This window comes from Dehalococcoidia bacterium, assembly GCA_035310145.1.
GTDB lineage: Bacteria > Chloroflexota > Dehalococcoidia > CAUJGQ01 > CAUJGQ01 > CALFMN01.
In genome coordinates, this window is sequence record DATGEL010000015.1 from 49289 (window position 1) to 69570 (window position 20282).

General features: G+C 70.4%; 21 protein-coding genes. 3 read left to right on the forward strand and 18 right to left on the reverse strand.

Annotated elements, in window-relative coordinates; all coding sequences use genetic code 11:
* Positions 1-25 precede the first annotated feature (25 nt).
* Positions 26-985, reverse strand: a complete 960-nt coding sequence (locus VKV26_02625; protein HLZ68783.1) for a universal stress protein — start codon at positions 983-985, stop codon at positions 26-28.
* A gap of 250 nt (positions 986-1235) precedes the next feature.
* Here VKV26_02625 and VKV26_02630 point away from each other — a divergent pair, with 250 nt between their 5' ends.
* On the forward strand, positions 1236-1928 hold the full coding sequence (locus tag VKV26_02630) for an NAD(P)H-dependent oxidoreductase (GenBank protein ID HLZ68784.1): 693 nt from the start codon (positions 1236-1238) through the stop codon (positions 1926-1928).
* Between the two features lie 24 nt (positions 1929-1952).
* Here the strand turns inward: VKV26_02630 and VKV26_02635 are convergent, their stop codons facing one another.
* The 11 genes from VKV26_02635 to VKV26_02685 form a co-directional block, all read right to left on the reverse strand.
* Complete coding sequence (locus tag VKV26_02635) at positions 1953-2933, reverse strand: M23 family metallopeptidase (GenBank protein HLZ68785.1); 981 nt, start codon at positions 2931-2933, stop codon at positions 1953-1955.
* The gene (locus tag VKV26_02640) at positions 2930-3976 is read right to left on the reverse strand and encodes a Tad domain-containing protein (GenBank protein HLZ68786.1); all 1047 of its coding nucleotides are present in this window, start codon (positions 3974-3976) and stop codon (positions 2930-2932) included. Before VKV26_02640 ends, VKV26_02635 begins: the two co-directional genes overlap by 4 nt.
* Positions 3973-4857 carry a type II secretion system F family protein gene (locus VKV26_02645; GenBank protein ID HLZ68787.1) on the reverse strand — a complete coding sequence of 295 codons (885 nt, stop codon included), beginning with the start codon at positions 4855-4857 and terminating at the stop codon, positions 3973-3975. The genes VKV26_02640 and VKV26_02645 overlap by 4 nt, the downstream gene beginning before the upstream one ends.
* A 5-nt stretch (positions 4858-4862) precedes the next feature.
* A complete protein-coding gene (locus tag VKV26_02650; protein ID HLZ68788.1) occupies positions 4863-5831 on the reverse strand; it encodes a type II secretion system F family protein in 969 nt (322 codons plus the stop codon).
* 249 nt (positions 5832-6080) lie between these two features.
* A complete protein-coding gene (locus VKV26_02655) occupies positions 6081-6473 on the reverse strand; it encodes a hypothetical protein (GenBank protein ID HLZ68789.1) in 393 nt (130 codons plus the stop codon).
* Between the two features lie 119 nt (positions 6474-6592).
* Positions 6593-8146 (reverse strand): CpaF family protein, encoded by a 1554-nt coding sequence (locus VKV26_02660; protein HLZ68790.1) that lies wholly within the window; start codon positions 8144-8146, stop codon positions 6593-6595.
* 482 nt (positions 8147-8628) lie between these two features.
* Positions 8629-9831, reverse strand: a complete 1203-nt coding sequence (locus VKV26_02665; GenBank protein HLZ68791.1) for a P-loop NTPase — start codon at positions 9829-9831, stop codon at positions 8629-8631.
* A 35-nt stretch (positions 9832-9866) separates the two neighbouring features.
* Positions 9867-10733: a Flp pilus assembly protein CpaB gene (cpaB, locus tag VKV26_02670; protein HLZ68792.1), complete on the reverse strand. Its 867-nt coding sequence runs from the start codon at positions 10731-10733 to the stop codon at positions 9867-9869.
* A gap of 9 nt (positions 10734-10742) precedes the next feature.
* Positions 10743-11219: a TadE/TadG family type IV pilus assembly protein gene (locus VKV26_02675; protein ID HLZ68793.1), complete on the reverse strand. Its 477-nt coding sequence runs from the start codon at positions 11217-11219 to the stop codon at positions 10743-10745.
* A gap of 108 nt (positions 11220-11327) precedes the next feature.
* The gene (locus VKV26_02680; GenBank protein HLZ68794.1) at positions 11328-11519 is read right to left on the reverse strand and encodes a Flp family type IVb pilin; all 192 of its coding nucleotides are present in this window, start codon (positions 11517-11519) and stop codon (positions 11328-11330) included.
* 26 nt (positions 11520-11545) lie between these two features.
* Positions 11546-11737 (reverse strand): Flp family type IVb pilin, encoded by a 192-nt coding sequence (locus VKV26_02685; protein HLZ68795.1) that lies wholly within the window; start codon positions 11735-11737, stop codon positions 11546-11548.
* 950 nt (positions 11738-12687) lie between these two features.
* Between VKV26_02685 and VKV26_02690 the strand changes: the two genes are divergently transcribed.
* Positions 12688-13077, forward strand: coding sequence for an endonuclease domain-containing protein (locus VKV26_02690; GenBank protein HLZ68796.1), 390 nt, complete (start codon positions 12688-12690; stop codon positions 13075-13077).
* A 379-nt stretch (positions 13078-13456) separates the two neighbouring features.
* On the opposite strand, the gene VKV26_02695 is transcribed toward VKV26_02690, so the two are convergent.
* From VKV26_02695 to VKV26_02715, 5 genes are all read right to left on the reverse strand, one after another.
* The gene (locus VKV26_02695) at positions 13457-14299 is read right to left on the reverse strand and encodes a response regulator transcription factor (GenBank protein HLZ68797.1); all 843 of its coding nucleotides are present in this window, start codon (positions 14297-14299) and stop codon (positions 13457-13459) included.
* A gap of 351 nt (positions 14300-14650) precedes the next feature.
* The gene (locus VKV26_02700; protein ID HLZ68798.1) at positions 14651-15289 is read right to left on the reverse strand and encodes a methyltransferase; all 639 of its coding nucleotides are present in this window, start codon (positions 15287-15289) and stop codon (positions 14651-14653) included.
* A 234-nt stretch (positions 15290-15523) separates the two neighbouring features.
* Positions 15524-16066, reverse strand: a complete 543-nt coding sequence (locus VKV26_02705) for an A24 family peptidase (protein ID HLZ68799.1) — start codon at positions 16064-16066, stop codon at positions 15524-15526.
* Complete coding sequence (locus VKV26_02710) at positions 16066-17466, reverse strand: hypothetical protein (protein HLZ68800.1); 1401 nt, start codon at positions 17464-17466, stop codon at positions 16066-16068. Before VKV26_02710 ends, VKV26_02705 begins: the two co-directional genes overlap by 1 nt.
* Positions 17467-17484: 18 nt before the next feature.
* The gene (locus VKV26_02715) at positions 17485-18279 is read right to left on the reverse strand and encodes a hypothetical protein (GenBank protein ID HLZ68801.1); all 795 of its coding nucleotides are present in this window, start codon (positions 18277-18279) and stop codon (positions 17485-17487) included.
* 193 nt (positions 18280-18472) lie between these two features.
* Here VKV26_02715 and VKV26_02720 point away from each other — a divergent pair, with 193 nt between their 5' ends.
* Positions 18473-19171, forward strand: a complete 699-nt coding sequence (locus VKV26_02720; GenBank protein ID HLZ68802.1) for a hypothetical protein — start codon at positions 18473-18475, stop codon at positions 19169-19171.
* A gap of 181 nt (positions 19172-19352) precedes the next feature.
* Here the strand turns inward: VKV26_02720 and VKV26_02725 are convergent, their stop codons facing one another.
* On the reverse strand, positions 19353-20090 hold the full coding sequence (locus VKV26_02725) for a cysteine hydrolase (GenBank protein ID HLZ68803.1): 738 nt from the start codon (positions 20088-20090) through the stop codon (positions 19353-19355).
* Positions 20091-20282: the final 192 nt, after the last annotated feature.

Genomic DNA, 20282 nt, shown 5'->3' on the forward strand with positions numbered 1-20282 from the left:
TCAGGGCATTGCGCCGCTCGGCCCGTCAGCGGTGTTCCCCGAGCAGCGTGCGCGGATGCAGGACCAGCACGGGGCCGCGGGCCTGCTGCACCACGCGCATGGCGACGCTGCCGGAGAACAGCCGCGGCAGGCCGTGCCGCGCGTGCGTCGCCAGGGCGATCACACTGCCGGGCCACGAGGCGGCGTAGTCGCTGATCGCGCGCGCGGCATCGTCGCCATGTAGGACATCCCACTGCGCATCGACGCCTTGCCGGCGCAGGGCTTCCGCCAGGCCGTGCACGTAGTTGCCTTCCAGCACATCGGCCGGCGGCACCGCCACGGGATCGACGGGCGCGACGGAGACGAGCACCACCCGCAGGTCCAGGCGGCGCACCCAGGCGGCCAGCGGCAGGATCGACTCCGCGAAGGGCGAGCCGTCCACGCAGACGATCAGCGTCGTCCAGCCCGTCGTGTGATCGATCTGCATGTGCGGGCCGGCCAGCAGCACGGGAATCTCCAGCTCGCGCACCACGCCTTCGGCGACGCTGCCCAGCACCGTGCGCCGCACGGCGCCGCGCGCGTGCGTGCCCATCACCACCAGATCGATCGGCTGCCGGCGGGCGTAGGCCGCGATCGCCGCCGCCGGCCGCTCATGGATCTCGACGGCGAGGGTGACGGGACGTCCGCTGAAGCGCTTGCCGAGGTTGGCCAGGCGATCGTGCGCTTCGTCAACGGCGCGGACGGCCGCCTGTGTGCGCGTCTCGACGATGACATCGGCGGCAGACGGCGGCGTGGGGTAGGGAATCAGCCCGCCGCTCGGGTCGGCCGCCGGCCGCGAGGCTGCTCCCCCGAACGGAACCGCCGGCACGAAGGTGCCGTGCTCGTGGTGCGGCGAAATGACGGTCAGCAGGTGAACATCGGCCTGCAGCCGCTGCGCCGCGCGCACGGCCAGGGCAACGGTTGCCTCGTGCGGCTGCCGCAGATCGAGCGCTGTCAGCATCTGCATCACTATCCTCCCGCAACGCCGGCAGCTGGCGCGTCCCTGCAGACGCCGCGCATGCCGCTGGCCGCGAGACCAGTCTCCACTGCACGCGGCCGGCGGTCTGTCAGACACAGGCAGGCAAACGTGTCGGGCGATTGCCGGGCTGCAGAGGGGGCAGTTGCCGGACAGACGCGGCGGGCGCGCGGCGCGATGATGCAACAAGGCCGGAGGAGGCCGGGCGGCGCACAGGGCAGGCGCCGCGGGAGATGCTGCGATGTCCGCTGCCAGACCCGCGAGTGAAGTCTTGATCCTGTACTACAGCCGCTTCGGCGTACTCAAGGACCTGGCCGAAGCGATCGCGGAGGGGGTGCTCCAGGAACCCGGCGCCGACGTGCACCTGCTGGAGATCGGCGACGATCCGATCGACATGCCGCGGCCGGGTGAGGATGAGCAGGCCGTGGCGCTGCGCCGGGCGCCGCTGCTCGGGCGCCTCACCGCCGCGGACGCGTTGATCGTCGGCGCGCCGTCGTACTTCGGCAGCATGGCTTCACCGATCAAGCGCTTCTTCGAGGATTGCCTGACCGCGAGCAACCCGCCGCAGCACGACCGCTCGCGCCCCTGGTACGCCGAGCGCTTCCGCGACAAGGTGGGCGCGGCCTTCACCGCCTCGGCCACGGCGCACGGCGGCAACGAGCAGGGCTTGCACTCGATCCTGACGCTGATGATGCACCTGGGCATGATCACGGTGACGCCGGGACAGGGGGCGCCGATCCTCGCCAACGACGCCGCGCCCTACGGCGCCACCGTGATCGCCGGCGCGGAAGGCAACCGCCTGGCGCGGCCGCCCGAACTGGCGGCGGCGCGCGATTTGGGCCAACGCGTGGCCCGCGTGACGGACTGGCTGCGCCTGGGGCGCACGGCGTGGGAGCAGCAGCGCCCGCAAGCGGCCGCGGGACGGCGGGCCTGAACGCGCGGGCGGGCATCGCGTCCGTCAGCGTCCGCCGGGCAACACCAGCAGCGGGTTGACGGGGAAGCCGTTGAGGCGGACCTCGAAATGCAGGTGCGGGCCGGTGCTGTTGCCCGTGGTGCCGGAGAGGCCGATCGGGTCGCCGGCGTGGATCGGCTGGCCCACGGCGAGCGCGGGCACGTAGAGCAGGTGGCCGTAGCGGGTGATGATGCCGTCGCCGTGGTCGATGTCGACGTAGTAGCCGTAGCTGCAGCAGGCGTTGCCGCCGGCGAAGGCGATGCGGCCGTCGGCCATCGCCTGCACGATCGTGCCCTGCGGAATGCCGATGTCGATGCCGAGCGGATGCGCCGGCCCGAAGAGGCTGGTGATCGGCCCGCGCGCCGGCCAGACGATCACGGCGCCTGCCGATGACGCGACGGCAGGCGGCGCAGTCGTATTCAGGTAGGAGCGGCCGTCGGCTGCCGCGGTCGGTGCGGCGCTGATCGCCGCGGGCGGCGCCGCCGGCACGGCGGCTGCATCGCCCGCGGCAGGTCCGCCGACCCCGGACGGTGCTGGCTCAGCATTCGTGGCAGCGGCGTCGGACGCGGCCTCCGTGCTAGCGTCCGCGGCCGCGGCGGGCGCGGGGCCGGCGGCCGGGCCGGGGGCGCCTGCTGCACCGGCGGCGTTTGCCGCGTGGCCGGCCAGCGCCTGCACGATCTGCCGCGGCGCGTCGACGGGCGGCGGGCCGGCCGGCACCGACTCCGGGTCGGCGTCGCTTGCGGCGGACAGCGGGGCGGGCGCCGCCGCGTCCGGACTCTGCACCAGCGTGAGGCGGCGCCGCGAGAGGCGGGGGCTGAGCAGCAGGCCGGCGCCGAGCATCGCCGCGATCGCGATCGTCGCCAGCACAAGCCGGCCGCGCCGGCGCCGCGCGGCACGCTCCTGCCAGCGCCGCGGGTCCGATTCCCGAGGCGCGGCCGGCACCAGCAGTCGAACAGTCTCGCCGTGTTCGGCTGGCGCCACGCTCATTGGATCAGCTTCGGCATGCAGACGCCGATGCCGGTGCCGCAGGAGCCGCCCGGCGGCGGCGGTGTGCCGGTGCCGGTGTTGAAGCCGGCGAGCGTGGTGCTGAGCTGGGTGATCTGTCCGTAAATGTCTTTCGAGCAGGCGTTCGGCGGGTTGATCGGCAGCGTTCCTGCATTCTGGGAGATGTTCACATTCAAGGCCGCGAAGGTCTCGACCGTAACATTCACATTGCCGTTGCCAGATTCGTAATTGAGGACGGTTACTATGATTGGTGTCTGGTTGATGTAGGCCTGGTTGATCAGGTTAATCCAATAGGCTTCTTTCGTCGGATCTGTGACACTGCCGCAGGCGTCGCCGCCCTTCGTCAAGATATCGCCGTCGGCAACGAAGGGGTTGCTGCTGCCGCAGCCGCTCACGAAATTGCTGCCCGTCCTGAAGAAGCCCTTAAAATCCTTCGATGTGCCCGTCCAGTCGGGTCCGGGGACGGCTTGTACGCTCTTCTGCACCCAGGCATTCGATCGGAAGACGACCACGTCACCAACTGCTAGAGGCGTGCCGTCCTTGTTCTCAAACCAGATCGCATAGGGCACGAAGCCGCCGCAGCCGACGGCTCCCTGCGTGATCGTGCCGACCACTACCACCGCCCTGGCTCCCACGCTGCCGCTGGTCAGGCCGAGCACGCGCATAAAGGAGTAGCCCACCGTGCGTGTAAGCGAGACGGTGATCGTGTCGTTGGGCACGTAGGTCTGGCTGACAACGTTGGTGGTGACCTCGCCGCCGCTGCTGCCGTTGGCCGTCAGCCATTGCAGGTCCTCGGTCGTAGCGGCAGTGGGATCTTGCGGCAGGCGGTAGGCGCCGGCGAAGGCGGCGGCATCGGCGGCGTTTTGCAGGTGGCGGCGGTTGTTCTGCAGGTTGCTGCCGTCCAGCACAAGACCGGTCATGCCGATGATCACGGTGAGGCAGAGCACCCAGAGCACGAGCGCCTGGCCCTCTTCGCCGCGGTGCAGCCAGCCTCGCCGGCGTAGTGCGGGGTTCGAGCGGTTCATAGCAGGCCTCCGCGCTGCACGAAGCCGATCACAGCCGGGCCGAGGATCACGGCGAACATCGTGGGGAAGAGCAGCAGCGCCAGCACGAAGATGATCTTGATCGGCGCCTTCTGCGCGGCCTGCTCGGCGCGCTGCTTCTGCGCCACGCGCACGACCTCGGCCTGCACGCGCAGCGTCTCGCCCAGGCTGCTGCCCACCGTCTCCGACTGCACCACGGCCGTGACGAACGAACTCAGGTCCGGCACGCCGTTGCGCGCCGCCAGGTCCTGCAGCGCCTGCTTGCGGCTGCGGCCAATCGCCACGCTGCCCAGCGTGCGGCGCAGCTCCGTGCGCAGCGGCTCGCGCACCTTTTCGGCCACGCGCGCCAGCGCCGCGTCGATGCCGAGTCCCGCCTCCACACACGTCGTGAGCAGGTCCATCATGTCCGGCATGGCGCGCAGCAGCTTGTGCCGGCGGCCGCGCGCCCGCGCCCGCACCAGCACCAGCGGGCCGTAGAGCGAAGCCACCGCCGTGGCGCCCACGGCGAGCACGCCGCGGCCACCGAGTCCCGCCTTGCCCGCGCTCAGCTCCAGCAGGATCAGCAGGGGTAGGCCGGCGCCGAACAGCGCCCAGAGGATCAGCGCCGTCTCCGGGTCGAGGCCCAGGCCGGCGGCGTAGAGCGCCCTGGCCATGCGGTCGCGCGTGCGGCCGGGCAGCGCCTCGCGCAGCCAGCGGCGCAGCGCCTCGCCCCGCGTTGGGCCTTCCCGCTCGAGCGACGGCAGGCGCGGCCGGCCCAGCGCAAGCTCGCCCAGGCGGCGACGCGCCGCCGGCGCCGGCCGGGTGAGCGCGGCGTAGGCCAGCAGGACGAAGGCGACGAAGCCAAGCAGCGCGATCAGCAGCACGGCCGTTACACCTCGATGTTGACGATGTTGCGGATGATGAAGAAGCCGAGGAGCTGCGCCGCGCCGCAGACGATCAGCGTGATGCGGCCGCCCGTCGTGGTGAAGAGCGGCGCCATATAGGTGTGGTTGATCGCGGTGAGCGCGGCCAGCAGGCCGGCGGGCAGCAGCGCGAGGATGTAGCCGCTGAACTGCTGCTGCGTGGTCAGCGTCTTGATCTCGCCGCGGATACGAATGCGCTCGCGCATGGTGTGCGCCACGCTGTCCAGGATCTCGGCTAAATTCCCGCCGGTGCCGCGCTGGATCAGGATGGCGCTGACCACGATGTCGAGGTCGCGGTCGTTCATGCGCTCGTTCAAGGCGCTGAAGGCAAGCTCCGGCGTGGCGCCGAGCTGCACCTCGCGGATTACGCGGCGCAGCTCGTCCGACATCGGCGGCTTGAGCTGCTCGGAAGCATGGTTGAGCGCCTGCATCAGCGCCACGCCGGCCTTCAGCGCGTTGGCGACGAGCGGCAGCATCTCCACGAGCTGCTTGACGAACTTCTTGCGCCGGCGCGAGACGGCGATGCGCAGCACGAACAGCGGCAGGTAGAGGCCGAGCAGGCCCAGCGGCAGCGCCAGCAGCCGGCTGAAGGCCGAGCCGAGCAGGGCGAAGGCCATGCCGCTGACGACCGTGATCATCAAGAACTCGGTGACGGTGAGTCGCCAGGCCGCGCGTTCGAGCTGTTCCGCCAGCCACTGCATCGAAGCGGCGCGCGAAAGCAGCCGCGTGAACGGTCCGCTGACGCCGAAGCGGCTTTTGCGCAGCGCCGGGTCCTGGCCGATGCTGAAGGCGTTGGCGCCCGGCCCCATGCCCGGCTGGCCGGCCAGCGCCAGGCGGCCGCTGCGGGCGCGGCGGGCCATGGCGGCGCGCATCGCCATGGCGTAGCCGAAGAGGGCGATGCAGGCGGCGGCGATCGCGGCGGTGAGCAGGACCACGGGCTTCCTCACTTTGGCTGACGGCTGCGGCGAGCGTTCCCAGCGCCGCTGGCCCCCCGGAGCGCCTACCCCTGACGGCTAGCGCCGTCTGTCCCCTCCCGCGGCGGGAGGGGTGGGGTGAGGTCGAGCGGTTGTGCTCAATCCCCACCCGACCGGTGCCGGGAAGCGAGACGCTGCTTGCTCCAGATCGCCGCGCGGCGGCGATGCCGAATCAAAAGCAAGGTCAGGCGGCGGGGCCGGGCGACCAGCCTAGACGACGACGAAGATTGCCGTTGTCTGCATACCAGACGTTTCGCCCGTGATCGTCACCGTCCAGGTGCCGGCCAGCGGCGTCAGCCAGTCGGACGGCGTGAACTCGAACGAGCCGGTGCCGTCGTCCTGGGTCACGGCGTACCAGGTCGTGCCGTCGCCGACGTTCGCGGCGGCGCCGGTCGGGTCGGTGAAGGTGAAGTCCAGCGTCTCGCCCGAGCCGAAGCCGGAGAAACTGACGACGCGCAGGTCGGTCATGGCGCCGCTGGCCGGGTCGAAGCCAACCGCGGCCGCCACCTGGGCCCGCGCCCTGGGCACGCCCGCCGCGCCGTGGCTCAGCGCCGCGAGCTGCACGAGAAACAGGGCAATCACCATCCATCGCACGTACCGCATGCCAGGCTCCTTTCAGTCCTACGCGTTCACGGCCGCTTCAACCCCATGGCACATGAGGGAAAGGGAGACGCGGCATTCTTCAGATCGCCGCAGAGCGGCGATATTGAAGCAAAGCAGGGTTAGGCCCGCCCCCAGCGCGGCGTTGGCGGCGGCTTGTGAAACGTCTCCGCCGGCAGCGGGATGCCGGCCAGGTAGAACTCCTCCGAGAAGGTCGGGCGGATGCCGGTGGACTGCAGCGTGCCGCGCACGCGGCCCTGCCCGTCCAGCCCCTCGTGCTCGAAGGCGAAGATGTCTTGCAGCGCGATCGTCTGCACCTCCATGCCGGTGATCTCGCTGATGTGCGTGACTCTGCGGGTGCCGTCGCTGAAGCGGTTCAAATGCACGAGCATGTGCACGGCGGAGGCGATCTGCTCGCGCACGGCGCGCAGCGGCAGCTCCATGCCGGCCATCAGCACCATGTTCTCCAACCGGGCGAGCGCGTCGCGCGGTGAGTTCGCATGGACGGTGCTGAGCGAGCCTTCGTGGCCCGTGTTCATCGCTTGCAGCATGTCGAAGGCCTCGCCGCCGCGGACTTCGCCCACGACGATGCGGTCGGGGCGCATGCGCAGGGCGTTGCGCACCAGGTCGCGCTGTGAGACGGCGTTCTTGCCCTCGATGCTGGGCGGCCGCGCCTCGAGCGCCACCACGTGCGGCTGCTGCAGGCGCAGCTCGGCCGGGTCCTCGATCGTCACCAGCCGCTCGTCGTCGGGAATGGCGCTGGAGACGGCGTTGAGCAGCGTGGTTTTGCCGGAGCCGGTGCCGCCGGAGACGATGATGTTGCGGCGGATGCGCACACAGGCGCGCAGCACGGCCACCGCCTCCGGCGTGACTGAGCCGACGGAGATGAGCTGCTCCAGCGTCATCTTGTCGGCGCGGAACTTGCGGATCGTGATCGTCGGGCTCTTCAGCGCCACGGGCGGGATGATGATGTTGACGCGCGAGCCGTCGGGCAGACGGGCGTCCACCATCGGCGCCGCCTCGTCCACGCGCCGGCCGATGCGCGAGACGATGCGCTCGGCGATGCGCATGATGTGCGCGTCGTCGCGGAAGTGCACGCCGCTGCGCGAGAGGCGGCCGTTGCGCTCCACCCAGACCTGGTCGGGACCATTGACCATGACTTCGGTGATGCCGCTGTCGCGCAGCAGCGGCTCGATCGGGCCGAGGCCGAGCACCTCGTCGGTGACGGCGGAGACGACCTCGTCGCGGCCGAGGCCGACGACCTCCGGCGCTTCGACGGCGACCACGCGGCGGGCGGCCTCGCGCACCGCGGCATGCGCCTCTTCGGTGCCGAGCCGTTCCAGCCGCGTCGCGTCCAGCTCTTGGATAAGGCGGCGGTGCACGCGCTCGCGCGCCTCTTCCAGCCCGTGCTCAAGGCTGCCGCTGCCCAGCATCCCCGTCGAGCCGGGGGTGAGCCCGTCCAGGAAGCGCGCATGCCGCACGGCCGGCAGGGAGGGGTCGCGGCCGCGGTCGTACCAGCGAGCGGCCTGCGAGGCGGCGCCCGCGTCCCCGCCTGCTGTCCCGTTGTCGATGTTGTCGACTTCATGGGGCATTGCAACGGAGCCGGCAGGCCCGGCCGGCGCGCCGTCGAGCAGGCCGGTGGCCGCGGGCGGCCGTGGGAAGGACTCGGGTTCCATCTACATCACCAGTCCGTTCATGCTGGCCCTCACCGTCGGCCCTCACCCCCGGCCCCTCTCCCAATCCTGGGAGAGGGGGGACTCAGTGCCGCGCCTTCAAGCCCCACGCGTCCGTCCGAAGCTTCCCCTCCTCCTGGGAGAGGGGAGCTTCGGGCCGGAGCTGGGGAGGTTCTGCACCCCGCCTTCAGCCCCAAGCCTCCCGCGGTAGATCCCCCTCTCCTGGGAGAGGGGACTCTGCGCCGCGGCCGCGGTCTCGATCCGCCGTCCCGCGATCTCCGCTTCCCTTCCTGGGAGTGGGGGAGAGGGGGAGAGGGGAGACGCTGGGCGGCTTCGCCCTCAGCCCCACTCGTCCATCCACAGAGTCCCCTCCTTCCAGGAGAGCGGGACTCTGCGCCGTGCCTTCAGCCCTCATGCCCCGAAAGTAGCCCCCTTCCCTCCAGGATTGGGGGAAGGGGACGGGGGGTGGGGGCCGACGGCCTCGCTCAGCCTCCCAGCGGCACCAGCCGGCGGATCAGGCCGTGCTTCTGACCGTTCGCGGACTTCGCCGCGGCGCCGCCGATCGATTCGGCCAGCTTGCGGATGTTGCCCGCGGCGCTCGAGTTGGGCCGCAGCGTCACCACCGGCTTGCCCACCTGCACGCTGCGCAGCACCGCCTCGTCGTGCGGCACCGACCAGAAGACGCTCATGTCCAGCGTCTTGCCCACGTCCGCGGCCGAGACGCTGTTCACCCGGTTCGCGTGGTTGACCGTGAGCCGCAGCTTCTCCTCGGGGAAGGACCAGGAGCGCAGCATCTTCAGCACCAGGCCGGAGTTCTTGACGCTGGACATCTCCGGGCTGGTGATCAGCAGCACGATCGTGGCGAGGTCGAGCGCGGCGGCGATGATCTCGTTGAAGGCGCCGGGCGTGTCGAGAATCACGTAGTCGTGCGTTTGCGCCAGCAGCCGCACGATCTGCACGATCTGCGGCGGCGTAACCGCATCCCAGTCGGTCGGCTCGGTGGGCGCGGGCAGCAGGAAGACGCCCGATTCGTGCTTCGTCAGGTAGCGCTTGATCGAGCCGCGGTCGAGCTGCGCCGCGTCGCGCGCGGCGTCGGCCAGGCTGGTCTCGACTTTGGTATCCATCATGATCGCCACGTCGCCGAAGCGCTGGTCGAGATCGACGACGGCGACGGCGGCGTCCTGCGTCTTCGCCAGCGCCACGGCCAGATTCGTGGCGATCGTGGTCTTGCCCGTGCCGCCCTTGGCGCCGAAGACGGTGACGATCATGCCGGCGCCAGCGCCCTTCGCCTGGCCCGCGGCCGGCGTCTGGCTGGCGGCGCGCTCCAGGGCGCGGCCGATGCTCTCTATCGAGTCCTTGCCGGCGAGCGGAAAGCTCAGATAGTCGGCGGCGCCGGCCAGCATCGCCTGGCGCACGGAGGGGCCGTCGGCGATGGTCGAGTAGGCGATCACCGGCGTGGCCGGGAAGCTGGCGGCGACGGCCTCCAGCGTTTGCAGGCCGCGCGCGACCGGCGCTTCTAAAGAGAGCAGCACGCAGTCGGGGCGCGACTCGCCCACGAGCGTGTGGCCTTCGACGCCGTGGCCGCCCTCGGCTATGACGTTGACGCCCGCCATCGCCAGCACGCGGTGCGCCTCGGCGCGGTTCTCGGCGCTGGGGTCGAGGATGACGGCCTTCGGCGCTGTGCTCATCGAAGTGGTCTCCCGAGCCTGGCTGGCGCTGGTGCTCATTGCGTGGCCCCGCCGGGCTGCGTCTGGCCGGGCTGCGCCTGGCTGTTGCCGCCGCCGCCGATCGCGGGCAGGGTGTTGGGCACGGGGTTGAGCTGCGGCGCGTCGTGCTCGCCCAGCTTGTGCAGTGAGAGGCGCAGCGTGCCCATCTGGTCGGCCAAAAACAGCTTCTGCGCGTCGTCCGGCGTGACGGCGAGGGTGACACTCTTGGCGTCGGGCTGGGCCTTGGTGCTGGTCTTGCTGCTCACGCCGTCGTCGCTGCGCTGCGCCACGGCCAGCACCTTGACGTCGGTGAGCACGGTGACGGCGGCAAAGTGCTTGACCGTGCCGCCGGCATCCTTGGCAAACGAAGCGCCGTTGGCAGCCGCGCCGCCCTGGACCTCGAAGACGCCGACCACGTCGACCTCATCGCCGGGCTCGATCAGGCCGCCGTTGGTGACGACCTCGGCCACGGTGATCGAGGCGGCGCGCATGCCCGCCGGCACCTGGGCGGCGAAGTCGAGATCGCGCACCGAGGCGGCGACACGGTCGCTGAGCACCTGCTCGCCGGCGTTGACCTGCACGCGCGCGACCTGGCCGACGGCGGCCTTCGTATCGGTGAAGGCGCTGCCCAGGCGCACGCCCTTCGGCACCTGCTTCACGTCCAGCATGCCGGCGGTGATCGTGGTGCGGGCGGGGATGTCCTGCTTCGCCACGACGACGGGCACGGTGTTGACCTGCACCGTCTTCGCCTGGGTGGAGGCGAGCAGCCGCCAGAGCAGCAGCGCCGCCAGCAGGCCGAGCACCAGCGAGATCAGCAGGATACGCCGGTTGCTGCCCGACGAGGCGATGGCGGCGGGATCGCGCGGGGTCCAGGTGACGGCCATGGTCAGACCTCACTCGATGCGCATGGTGGCGGAGTTGTTGATCGTGAACGTGGACGGAATCGAGCCGCCCGAAATGAAGTTGGCGATGGCCGCGAGCGGCGTGATGAATGAAAAACTGTAGCTCGATGTCACGACCACAGATTGGCCGCTCGAACAGCTCGCGCTACAGGTTGGATTTGGAACGGTCAGGCTCCCAGTGTTGTATGGGCCAGCAGCGTTTTGAACCTTCGCAATGATGCCTGCGGTGTCAGTAGGATTGGTGATGCCGTAGCGAGCACCTTCACGGACTGCGTTAGTCAGGGTGATTGACGTTGAGTAGGCTCGACCGAAGTCAATCATTCCGAAGATGAGTAACAGAAATGTTGGTACTATAAGAGCGAATTCAACGAGTGCAACGCCAGATTGATCGGAGCGGTTACGAAGTGAAAATCGACCATCATTACAGCGAGGCTGAAGGAACCACCGAGAATAGCGATGCTTCATCATCACCGACTCAGTCCATGAACACTGGATAGTTGGCAAGGCGGCGTCTTCGAAGTTGACTCTGACAAGCAGAGACCATGACCGAAGACGCCGCCCAGTCCGCGCACTAGGCTATGCGCCAGCCAAGGTGCCGCCTATGCTCGTGAAGATACCGTTGATTCCTCCGCTCAGGATCCCTAGAGCTCCTATTGCGGCGATCGCGACAAAGGCGAGGATGAGCGCGTATTCGACTAATCCCTGCCCATGTTGCTGCCTGCGAAGGTGGTAGACGAGCTCACTCACGACAGTGATCAGGGAACGCATGGTGAACTCCGTCGGCATCAACGCACTTAGGCTCCCGCCAGGGTGCCGCCGATGCTCGTGAACACACCGTTGATGTCCCCACTTAGAATCCCAAGGGCTGCAATGGCGGTGATGGACACCAGCGCGATGATGAGCGCATACTCAACCAGCCCCTGCCCTTCCTCGCGGGTCTGCAGGCGGTTAACCAGCTCGTTCACGAGGGTGATTGCGTACTGCATTTTCAGTTGTGCTCCTGTTGATGATGATGTCTCGGCAGATTGGGTGGCGCGGCTGTCGCGCGTGGCTTCGTTGCTCCCGTCCCGACCTCCTCGTCCTCGGCCGCCGGATTGGCGCGTGCCGGCTGCTCTCCCTCGACAGTGGCCCGGCGGCGCTGCCGCCGTTTGCGGCCCGTCTCGCGCCGCCGGCCGCGCGGGTGGCGCAACGCGGTGGGTGGGAGGCGGGCCTGGCCGTGTCGAGGGCGGCGCCGCGGCGCCAGGGCGGCGGCCGCGTCCGGGTGCGGGCGGGAAGTCCGTCGCAGTCGGAACCTCCCTCGACCAGCCGCAGTGTATGGGGCGCAGTCTGGCCTTGCGGTTTCCTAACCATTGGCAAGTTATGCGGATGCGGGCGGAAAGGTGGGGATTCTGTAAAGCGGCCCTCACAACCCCCGACCCCTTCTCTCCCATACACAGCGGCTTGGAGATCCGCGGCTGTTCACGAGCGTATGGGAGAGAAGGGGCGAGCCATGGGAGGTGGGCGAGGCGGCGCGGCGCTAACCGAAGGAAAGCGCCGCGGCGACGAGCGCACGCCCATGGCCGCTCCGCGGGCATCCTCAACCACCGCGTTGTTCGCGCCAACGGCGCGACAATCGGGGCGCGAGATTCCCTGCCGCGCCGCCCGAGAACCGGCGGTCACGATGCCAGGGTAAATCTCGCTAAGGCGTGTCCGACAATTGGCTCAGCCTCAGCAAAGTGCGTGATTTGCTGGTCTCTCAATCAGTTCGTCAGGCGTGAGAGCAGCCGGTCGGGATGGCCAACTACTGTAACTTATTGCGGCTGGATGATTTATCGGACACGCCCTAACCCGAAACCATCTGCACCTGCACCGCACGATCGCCCCTTCTCTCCCATACGCTCTTGATCCGTAGCGGATCTCCAGCAGATTGTGTATGGGAGAGAAGGGGAAGGGGGTTATGAGGGCAGAGCGCCGCTTCCGTGCCGTCGGCCCCGCCGTACGCGAGGCCGCCCGCACCTTTCGCCAGCAGCCGACACCCGCCGAAGCGCTGCTCTGGGAGCGGCTGCGCGACCGGCGGCTCGGCGGGCTCAAGTTCCGGCGCCAGCACGCCGTGCTGGGCTTCGTGCTCGACTTCTACTGCCCGGAACGCCGGCTGGCGATCGAGGTGGACGGCGCCGTGCACGCCGCGCCGGAGCAGCGCGCCCGCGACGCCGAGCGCAGCAAGCAGCTTGCCGCCGCCGGCGTGCGCGTCCTGCGCCTGGACAACGCCGAAGTTCTGAACAACACCGGCGCGGCGCTGGCGACGATCGCGCGCGCCGCCGCGGCGCACGGGGCACGCGGGGGCTGAAGGCGCGGCGGACGGTGCGGGCATGCCGGGCGATTCGACGCGCTGACGACGCTCGCCCGCGGGGGCCCTCATAACCCCCTTCCCCTTCTCTCCCATACACAATCTGCTGGAGATCCGCTACGGATCAAGAGCGTATGGGAGAGAAGGGGCGATCGTGGGGTGCTGGCTCGGGCAGTATTGGGCTCCCAGACTCCGGCAGCTCGTGAGCGGCCTGTCGCGGCCGCAGGCGCGATAAACAGCGCTCCGGGCAACCGCATGCCGCCCTGGATCGCTTCACGCCGGATCGCCCCTTCTCTCCCATACACACGAGGCCTTGAGACCGCGAGGGGGTTGAGGGCGGTATGGGAGAGAAGGGGAAGGGGGTTATGAGGGCCGCAGGCTATGAGGGCCTCGCCTCGCGTTCGCCCACGGCGCTGAGGTCCGGGCGCGCGGGGATGCGGGCGCGGGTGTCGCGCATCGCCCGCGCCAGCTCGCCGCCGTTAGCCGCGATCATCGAGCGCACCGGCAGCGCCGCCTCGGCCAGCTCCTCCGGCGACTCGCGACGGAAGGAGTAGCCCACGCCGTAGACCGTGTGGATCAGCGTCACGCCGTTGCGGCCGTCCTCCAGCTTGCGGCGCAGGTTCAGCACATGGCCGCGCAGCAGCCCCGCGTCGGCCGGGTCGTCGTAGCCCCAGACGCGGTCCACCAGCGTCTGGTAAGGCAACACCTGGCCGGCGTGCACCATCAGCTCCTGCAGCAGCTTGAACTCGGTGACGGTGAGACGCAGCGGCTGGCCGGCGCGCGTCACCGAGTGCGAGCGCGTATCCAGCACCAGGTCGCCGGAGCTGAGCGCCTGCCAGCCGGCGACGGCGGCGCCGCCCACGCGCTGCACGCGGCGCAACACGGCGCGCACGCGCGCCAGCAGCAGGTTGAAGCTGAACGGCTTGGTGATGTAGTCGTCGGCGCCCAGCTCCAGCGCCTGCGCGATCGTCTTCTCGGCATTGAGCGCGGAGAGCACGATCACCGGCGTCGAGCCGTCGCGGCAGACCTGCTTGCAGACCTCCCAACCGCTGACGCGCGGCACTTCCAGGTCGAGCAAAAGCAGCTCCGGCCCCTTGGTCTGCCACAGCTTGAGCGCGGCGTTGCCGTCGTAGGCCGGAATCACGTCCAGGCCGCCGCGGCGGAAGGTATAACAGATCAAGTCGATCAGGTCCGCATCGGTGTCGACAACCAGGATCGCCATGCTGCCACTCCCCCGCGCCCTGGGGCGGTCCGCCCGGCCCTGCTGAAAAATTAGGGAAGTTCCCTATTGCGTCCGCGACAATCGCGGGCGTCGCCTGGCATAACGAAACAATACAGCAACTGTTGCGTCGGAATTCTATAGTTTCGAATAGCAGATTTATGTCGAATTGTGCCGGGTCGAGCGCCGCTGCGCCTGGCCGGCGAGATTTGAACAGGATTCGGTCCGCTTGCGGCCCGGCGTCCTCCCCCGCCGCGTGCCCGAGCGCGGCCACCCGAACGCAACCGACATGTACAGCTCGTCGCAGCATGCTGCCGGAGATCAATCACGATGGATGCCATGCCTCCGCAGCGTTCAGTACACGTGCGGCAGCAGGCGCCAGCGCACCCGCGCCGCGTAGGCCGCATAGGCCGGGTCCGCGCGCAGCAGCCGCTCCTCCGCGTGAATGCGGCCGAGCTGGCAGGCCGTGGCCAGCAGGATCACGCCCAGGTTCCAGGCGCTCGGGTTCTGCAGCAGGTAGCCGATCTGCCCGACGAGATAGGTTGCGTAGACGGGGTGCCGCACCAGGGCGTAGGGACCGCTCGTCTTGAGGCCGCGGTCGGCCGCGACGATGCCGAAGCAGCGGCCCAGCACGCCCAGCGCCAGCAGCGTGCCGGCCAGCGCCACGAGCTGCAGCGCAAGATACGGCGCATCCAGACCGAACAGCGGCCGGCCGGCGGGGCGCAGCGCCAGCACCAGCCAGGTGCCGCCGAGCGCCAGCAGCCAGTCGGCCGGCGCGCCGCTCACCCGCCGCGCGGGGCGCCGCAGCAGGAAGAGCGCGGCCAGCAGCGCCTGGTCGAGCACCAGGCCGAGGCCGCGCACGCTGCCCTCGCTGTGCCAGCGCTGAAAGTGCGCGATCGCGAAGACGGTGAAGAGGCTGACCAGCGCCGCCGTGCTCAGCACGCGCCAGAGTGCGGCGGCGGTGTCGGTGCGCAGCGCGGCGGGACGCAGCATAGGGTCGCTCCTCTGGCCGGAGTACGGTCGTGCGGGGCGCCGTCTTCGGCGCCGGCGGGCCTCAGGGCGCCCGGGACTGGGCCGTGGCCTGGTGCGCGGCGCCCATCTGCGCGTGGATCGAAGGCACCCCGGCGGCGTTGCGGCCGATCGCCGCCAGCTCCACCAGGATCAGGAAGGCGAGGATCCAGCGCAGATATCGCGTGGCACACCCCCCATGCGTCGCCGCCTGCGCCGCTAACGCAGCAGCACGAGCAGCGCCCCCAGGATCAGGCCGGGGCCGTACGGCATCACGCTGCGGCGCCCCGCCCGGCCGCTCAGCAGCAGCGCCAGGCCGGCTATCCCGTTGCAGAAGACGCCCAGCGTCAACGCCGTCAGCACCAGCGGCCAGCCGCACACAAGGCCGATCAGGCCGCAGAGCTTCACATCGCCCGCGCCGAAGCCGGGCAGCAGCAGAAAGGCGGCGAGCATCAGCGCGAAGCCCACGGCGCCGCCCGCAAGCGACGACGGCCAGCCGTGCCCCGGCCAGGCGCCGGCCAGGACCAGCGCGGCGGCGATCGCCGGCAGCGTGAGCCGGTTCGGCAAAAGCCGCGAGCGCAGGTCCTCGGCCGCCAGCAGCACGAACACGGCGCCGAAGCCGAGCAGCATCAGCCCGTGCAACGGGTTCTGGGCGCGGCGCAGCGCCAGCGCGGCCACGAGCAGTAGCGCCAGCGCGATGCCCGCCTGCCGGGCGCGCGGCAGGCGCAGCGTGCGCGGCGGCAGGGCGAAGCGGCTCTGCATCACCGGCGCACATCCTCGCTGACGAAGTAGACCTGGCAGGCGTCCTCGATCGCCTCGGGCGTCAGCTCGGGCGCGGCGCCGTCGAAGCGGGCGCCGTCTTCGATGATCGAGAGCAGATCGCGCGGAAAGACGCCCTTCGGCGTGGGCTGGCCGGGGCGGAACAGCGCCTTCACCAGCGAGTCGATCGCGGCGGGGGAGACGGTGAGGCCGCGGCGGTCGCATTCGCGGCGGGTGATCTCGGCGATCTCCTGGCCATTGGGGTTGGGGATGTTGACCTTGTAGGGAATGCGCCGCAGCAGCGCCTCGTCGGCCAGGTCGGTGGGCGAAAGGTTGGTGGAGAAGAGCACGCAGGTCTCGAAGGGCACCAGCAGCCGTTCGCCGGCGTCGAGCGAAAGCAGGTCGTAGCCGCGCTCCAGCGGCACGATCCAGCGGTCGAGCAGGTCTTCGGGCCGCAGCCGCTGGCGGCCGAAGTCGTCGATGATCAGGATGCCGTCCTGCGCCTGCACGTGCGGCGGCGCCTGGTAGTAGCCGCCCTCGGCGTCATAGGCGAGTTCGAGGTGCTGGGCGACCAGCTCACCGCCGACGGAGACCACGGGGCGGCGCACGCGCAACCAACGACGGTCGGGCGGGCCGCTCTCCGCGCGCAGCAGGTCGATCGGACGCCGGCCGTTCGCCGCCGGCGCCTCGTCGGCGGGCGCGGCCTCGGGTTCGATCTGGTGGTGCACGGCGGAGTCGTAGACGCGGATGGTGTGGCCGTGGGCGTAGAGGGCGGCGGGAATCCAGACCGCCTGCCCGAAGCTGCGGGCGTAGGCGTCGACGATCGAGGTCTTGCCGTTGCCGGTGTCGCCGTAGATCAGCGCCGGCCGGCCGGCGTGGAAGGCGCGCGCGAGGGCGCGGCGCACGATCGATTGCAGAACGAAGGGCGAGAGCGCGTCGTAGATCTGGTCGGCCGTGGCCGGGCAGGCGCGCAGCGACTGCACGCGCGCCAGGTCTGCGTACTGCTCGATCGGCACGGGCGCCAGGCCGACGTAGCGCGAACGCTGCAGCGCCGCTGCGACGCGCTGCTCGCCGCGCTCGCTGAGCGAGAAGCGGTAGCCGAAGGTGGAGTAGTCCGGACCGGCGTAGCCGGGGATGCCCGCCGCCTCGATCAGCCCCCGCCGGGTCAGCCGTTCCTTCACCTCCTGCACGACGGGGAGCGACAGGCCCATGCGCCGCATCAGCTCATCCAGCGTGGAGGGACCGGCGTTGTGGATCGTCTTCAGCGCCAGCTCGTCGAGGTAGACCGGCGAGACGCCCGTTTCCGCCACCGACCGCGGCGCGCGGGGCATCGGCTCGGCGGGCGCCGGTTGCGCGGCGGGCGCCGCGCCGGCGCCTGGTTCCACGGCGATCAGACCGGCCATGCTCGTCCTCGTGCTGCGTTAGTGCTGCGGTGCGGCGGGCTGGGCAGGCGCAGGGCCGCGCTGGGCGGCCGCGGTGGCGGCGCGCCGGCCCTGGGTGACGACGTTCTCAAAGGCCGCGTCCAGATCGGGCGGCTGGCTCGTCCGCGCCGCGCTGCCGCCGGCGGCCGCTCCTGCCGAGCCGGCGCCCGTGGCCGCGCCGCCGCCCACCGGAAAGCCGGCCGCGGGCGGCGGCACGCCGGCGGCGGGTGCGGGTTGCCGGGCGGCGTTGCCGACGATGTTGGAGAGCGACGAGCCGCCGGCAGGTGCGGCCGCGGGCGCCGACCCGGCCGCGGGCGGCGGCACGCCGGCGGGCGTGGCGGCGGTGGCCGCCTGCGGGGCGGCAGCGGCCGGCGCAGGCGCCGCGGGGCGGGCCGCCGGTGCGGCCGGCGCCGGCGCGACGGTGGGTTCGGTGCTGACGGCCGGCGGAGTCGCAGGCGCGGCGCGCACGACGGTGGGCGCCGGCGGGTTCTGCTGCACGACGACCGTGGGCACGATCAGCCGCCGCGTGTCCTGGGAGTGGAAGAGGCGGGCGCCGAGCGCCAGCCCCAGCAGCAGCACCGCGACGAGCACGGCGCCGAACAGCAGCGGCTCGTCGAGCAGCCAGAGGGCGGGGCTGCCGAGACGCGGCATACGCCAGCGCCGCTCGACGCTGCCGTCGGCGGCGATGCGATCGCGCAGGTTGAGCAGCGGATCGCCCGGGGCGCCGGCCACGGCGCCGTCCGCCGGGGGGCTGTCTGGTGGTGCCGGCACGGAGTTGGTGGTGGTACTGTTCACGGCCTGCCCTCCGGGCAAGGCGAGGCACACGCCTGCCGAAGCTGACCATAACAGCGGGCGATCCAGATCCCGTCGGCGCATTGTTGGGATCTTGTTCGGCTCCTGCGCGGGCCCGGTTCAGGCCGGCCGCTCTGTTCGCGGCGTGCGGCCGCCGCTATCCTGCTCTTCGGCGCGGTACGCGCCGGGGTGAGGTATGCGCCGTCCGATCATGCTCGCGCTCGTGGCCGCGGCGCTCGTGCTGACCGCGTGCGGCGGCTCGAACCACAAGCGCAACTCGCCCCGCGCCGCCGGGCCGACCGCGCCGCCGGCACAGACGGCCACGGCGGAGCGGGGCGCCAGCCCGACGCCGGCCGTGACGCTGCGGCCGCCCGGCGCCCCGCCGAAGGCCGTCACCGATATCACCGAGCAGGTGCGGCCGCGGCCCGGCGAGCTGCCGCCCGGCTTCGGCTTCGGCCAGTTTGAGGCCTACCAACCGAACGAGGTCGCGGTGAACGGCTTCGCCGATCCGGCGGCCGTGCTGCAGCGGATGAACCAGACCGGCCGGCTGGGCGGCTATCTGCGCCAGTTCACGACGCAGGAGAGCCCTTCCGGGGCGGCGATCACGATCGACGTGTGGCAGGACGCCGCCGGCGCGAAGCAGTACTTCGACCAGTATCCGCGCCCGGAGGCCGGCACACAGTACCACGAGGTTACGCTGCCGCGGCCGCTCGGTGACCAGTCGTTTGCGATCGAGGTCACCAGCAACGGCCAGACCGGCTACTCGCTCTCCTGGCGGCGCGGGCGCATCATCCTCGGCGTGGGCGAATTCTTCCCGGCGGGCAACGCCTCGCTGGCTGCCTTGCAGCCGCTGATCGACCTGCTGGACCAAAAGGCGCAGGCGGCGAAGCAGTAGGCGGCCGGAAAGGCGGCTATTACTCTCAGCGGTAAACGGCGGGGATTCTTCAGCAGAATTTGGCGTCTTCAGACCGGTTGCGGTGTCTGGGTGACCAGCCCAAGAGGCTGGTTTGCTCCCATGCCGGCCGCGGCGTGCATGGCTGGCGCCCGGTGGAGACGAGTGCATGCCGTCGTGGTGGCTACGCGGTGCCGCTCCCTGTCGCTCGGGGAACGGGCAGACGAGCAAGCAACTCGGTAGAGGTCGAGACCCAGCCGAACAGCGCCTGGATGGTGAGCAGGGACGCCTCGTGGTTGCTGCGACTGCACTCGGCCCCCAACGGCTCCGCGGTGCAGTCGGCAAGCAGCAGGCAACTGTAATCGCGGAACATGGCGTCGCGGATGGTGGATTCCACACACACGCTCGTCGTGCAGCCCGTCACGATCAGATACCTGGCCTCCAGCGTCTTCAGGATGATGTCCAGGTCGGTCTGGTAGAAGCCGCTGTAGCGGTGCTTGGCGACCACGATGTCCCCAGCCTGCGGTGTCAACGCGTCCAGGATCGCTGTGTTCCAAGTCCCGCGCACCAGCACGCGGCTTTCTGACTCATCGGGCGCGGTCACCCGCTCGCCGACGCCGAAGCGCCGGTGGCGGAGGAAGTTCGGCGAGTCCGGGGCGCCAGCGTCGGACAGGTCGGGGCGGAACTCCATCGTCAGGTAGATGACCGGAAGGGCCACCGCCCGCGCGGCCGCCAGCACGCGGGCGGTCGGGGCGACCGCTGCCTGGATGGGCGTGATGTCGATACCGGCCCGCTGAAACATGCCCCCTTCGGCGCCGAAGTCGTTCTGCATGTCGATGACGAGCACGGCGGTGCGTGTTACGTCCAGGGTCAGCGGGTCTGGGGTGGCCGGAATAACAAGAAGCTGAGCCGCCGACGACATGACACCCCTCCCGCGGCAAACGGCGGAAACGCAGCGCAGCCAAGTGTAGCACCGCGGCGAGGGACGCAGCCACATGCACGCGTGCGGGTCCCGGCTTGACCTGTGCCGCGGACCAGAGACGTGCAGGAGATGTTGGGGAGATCTCCTCCACGGATTTTTCATAGTGTTAGGGGAGGTGGCAGACTGCACGCG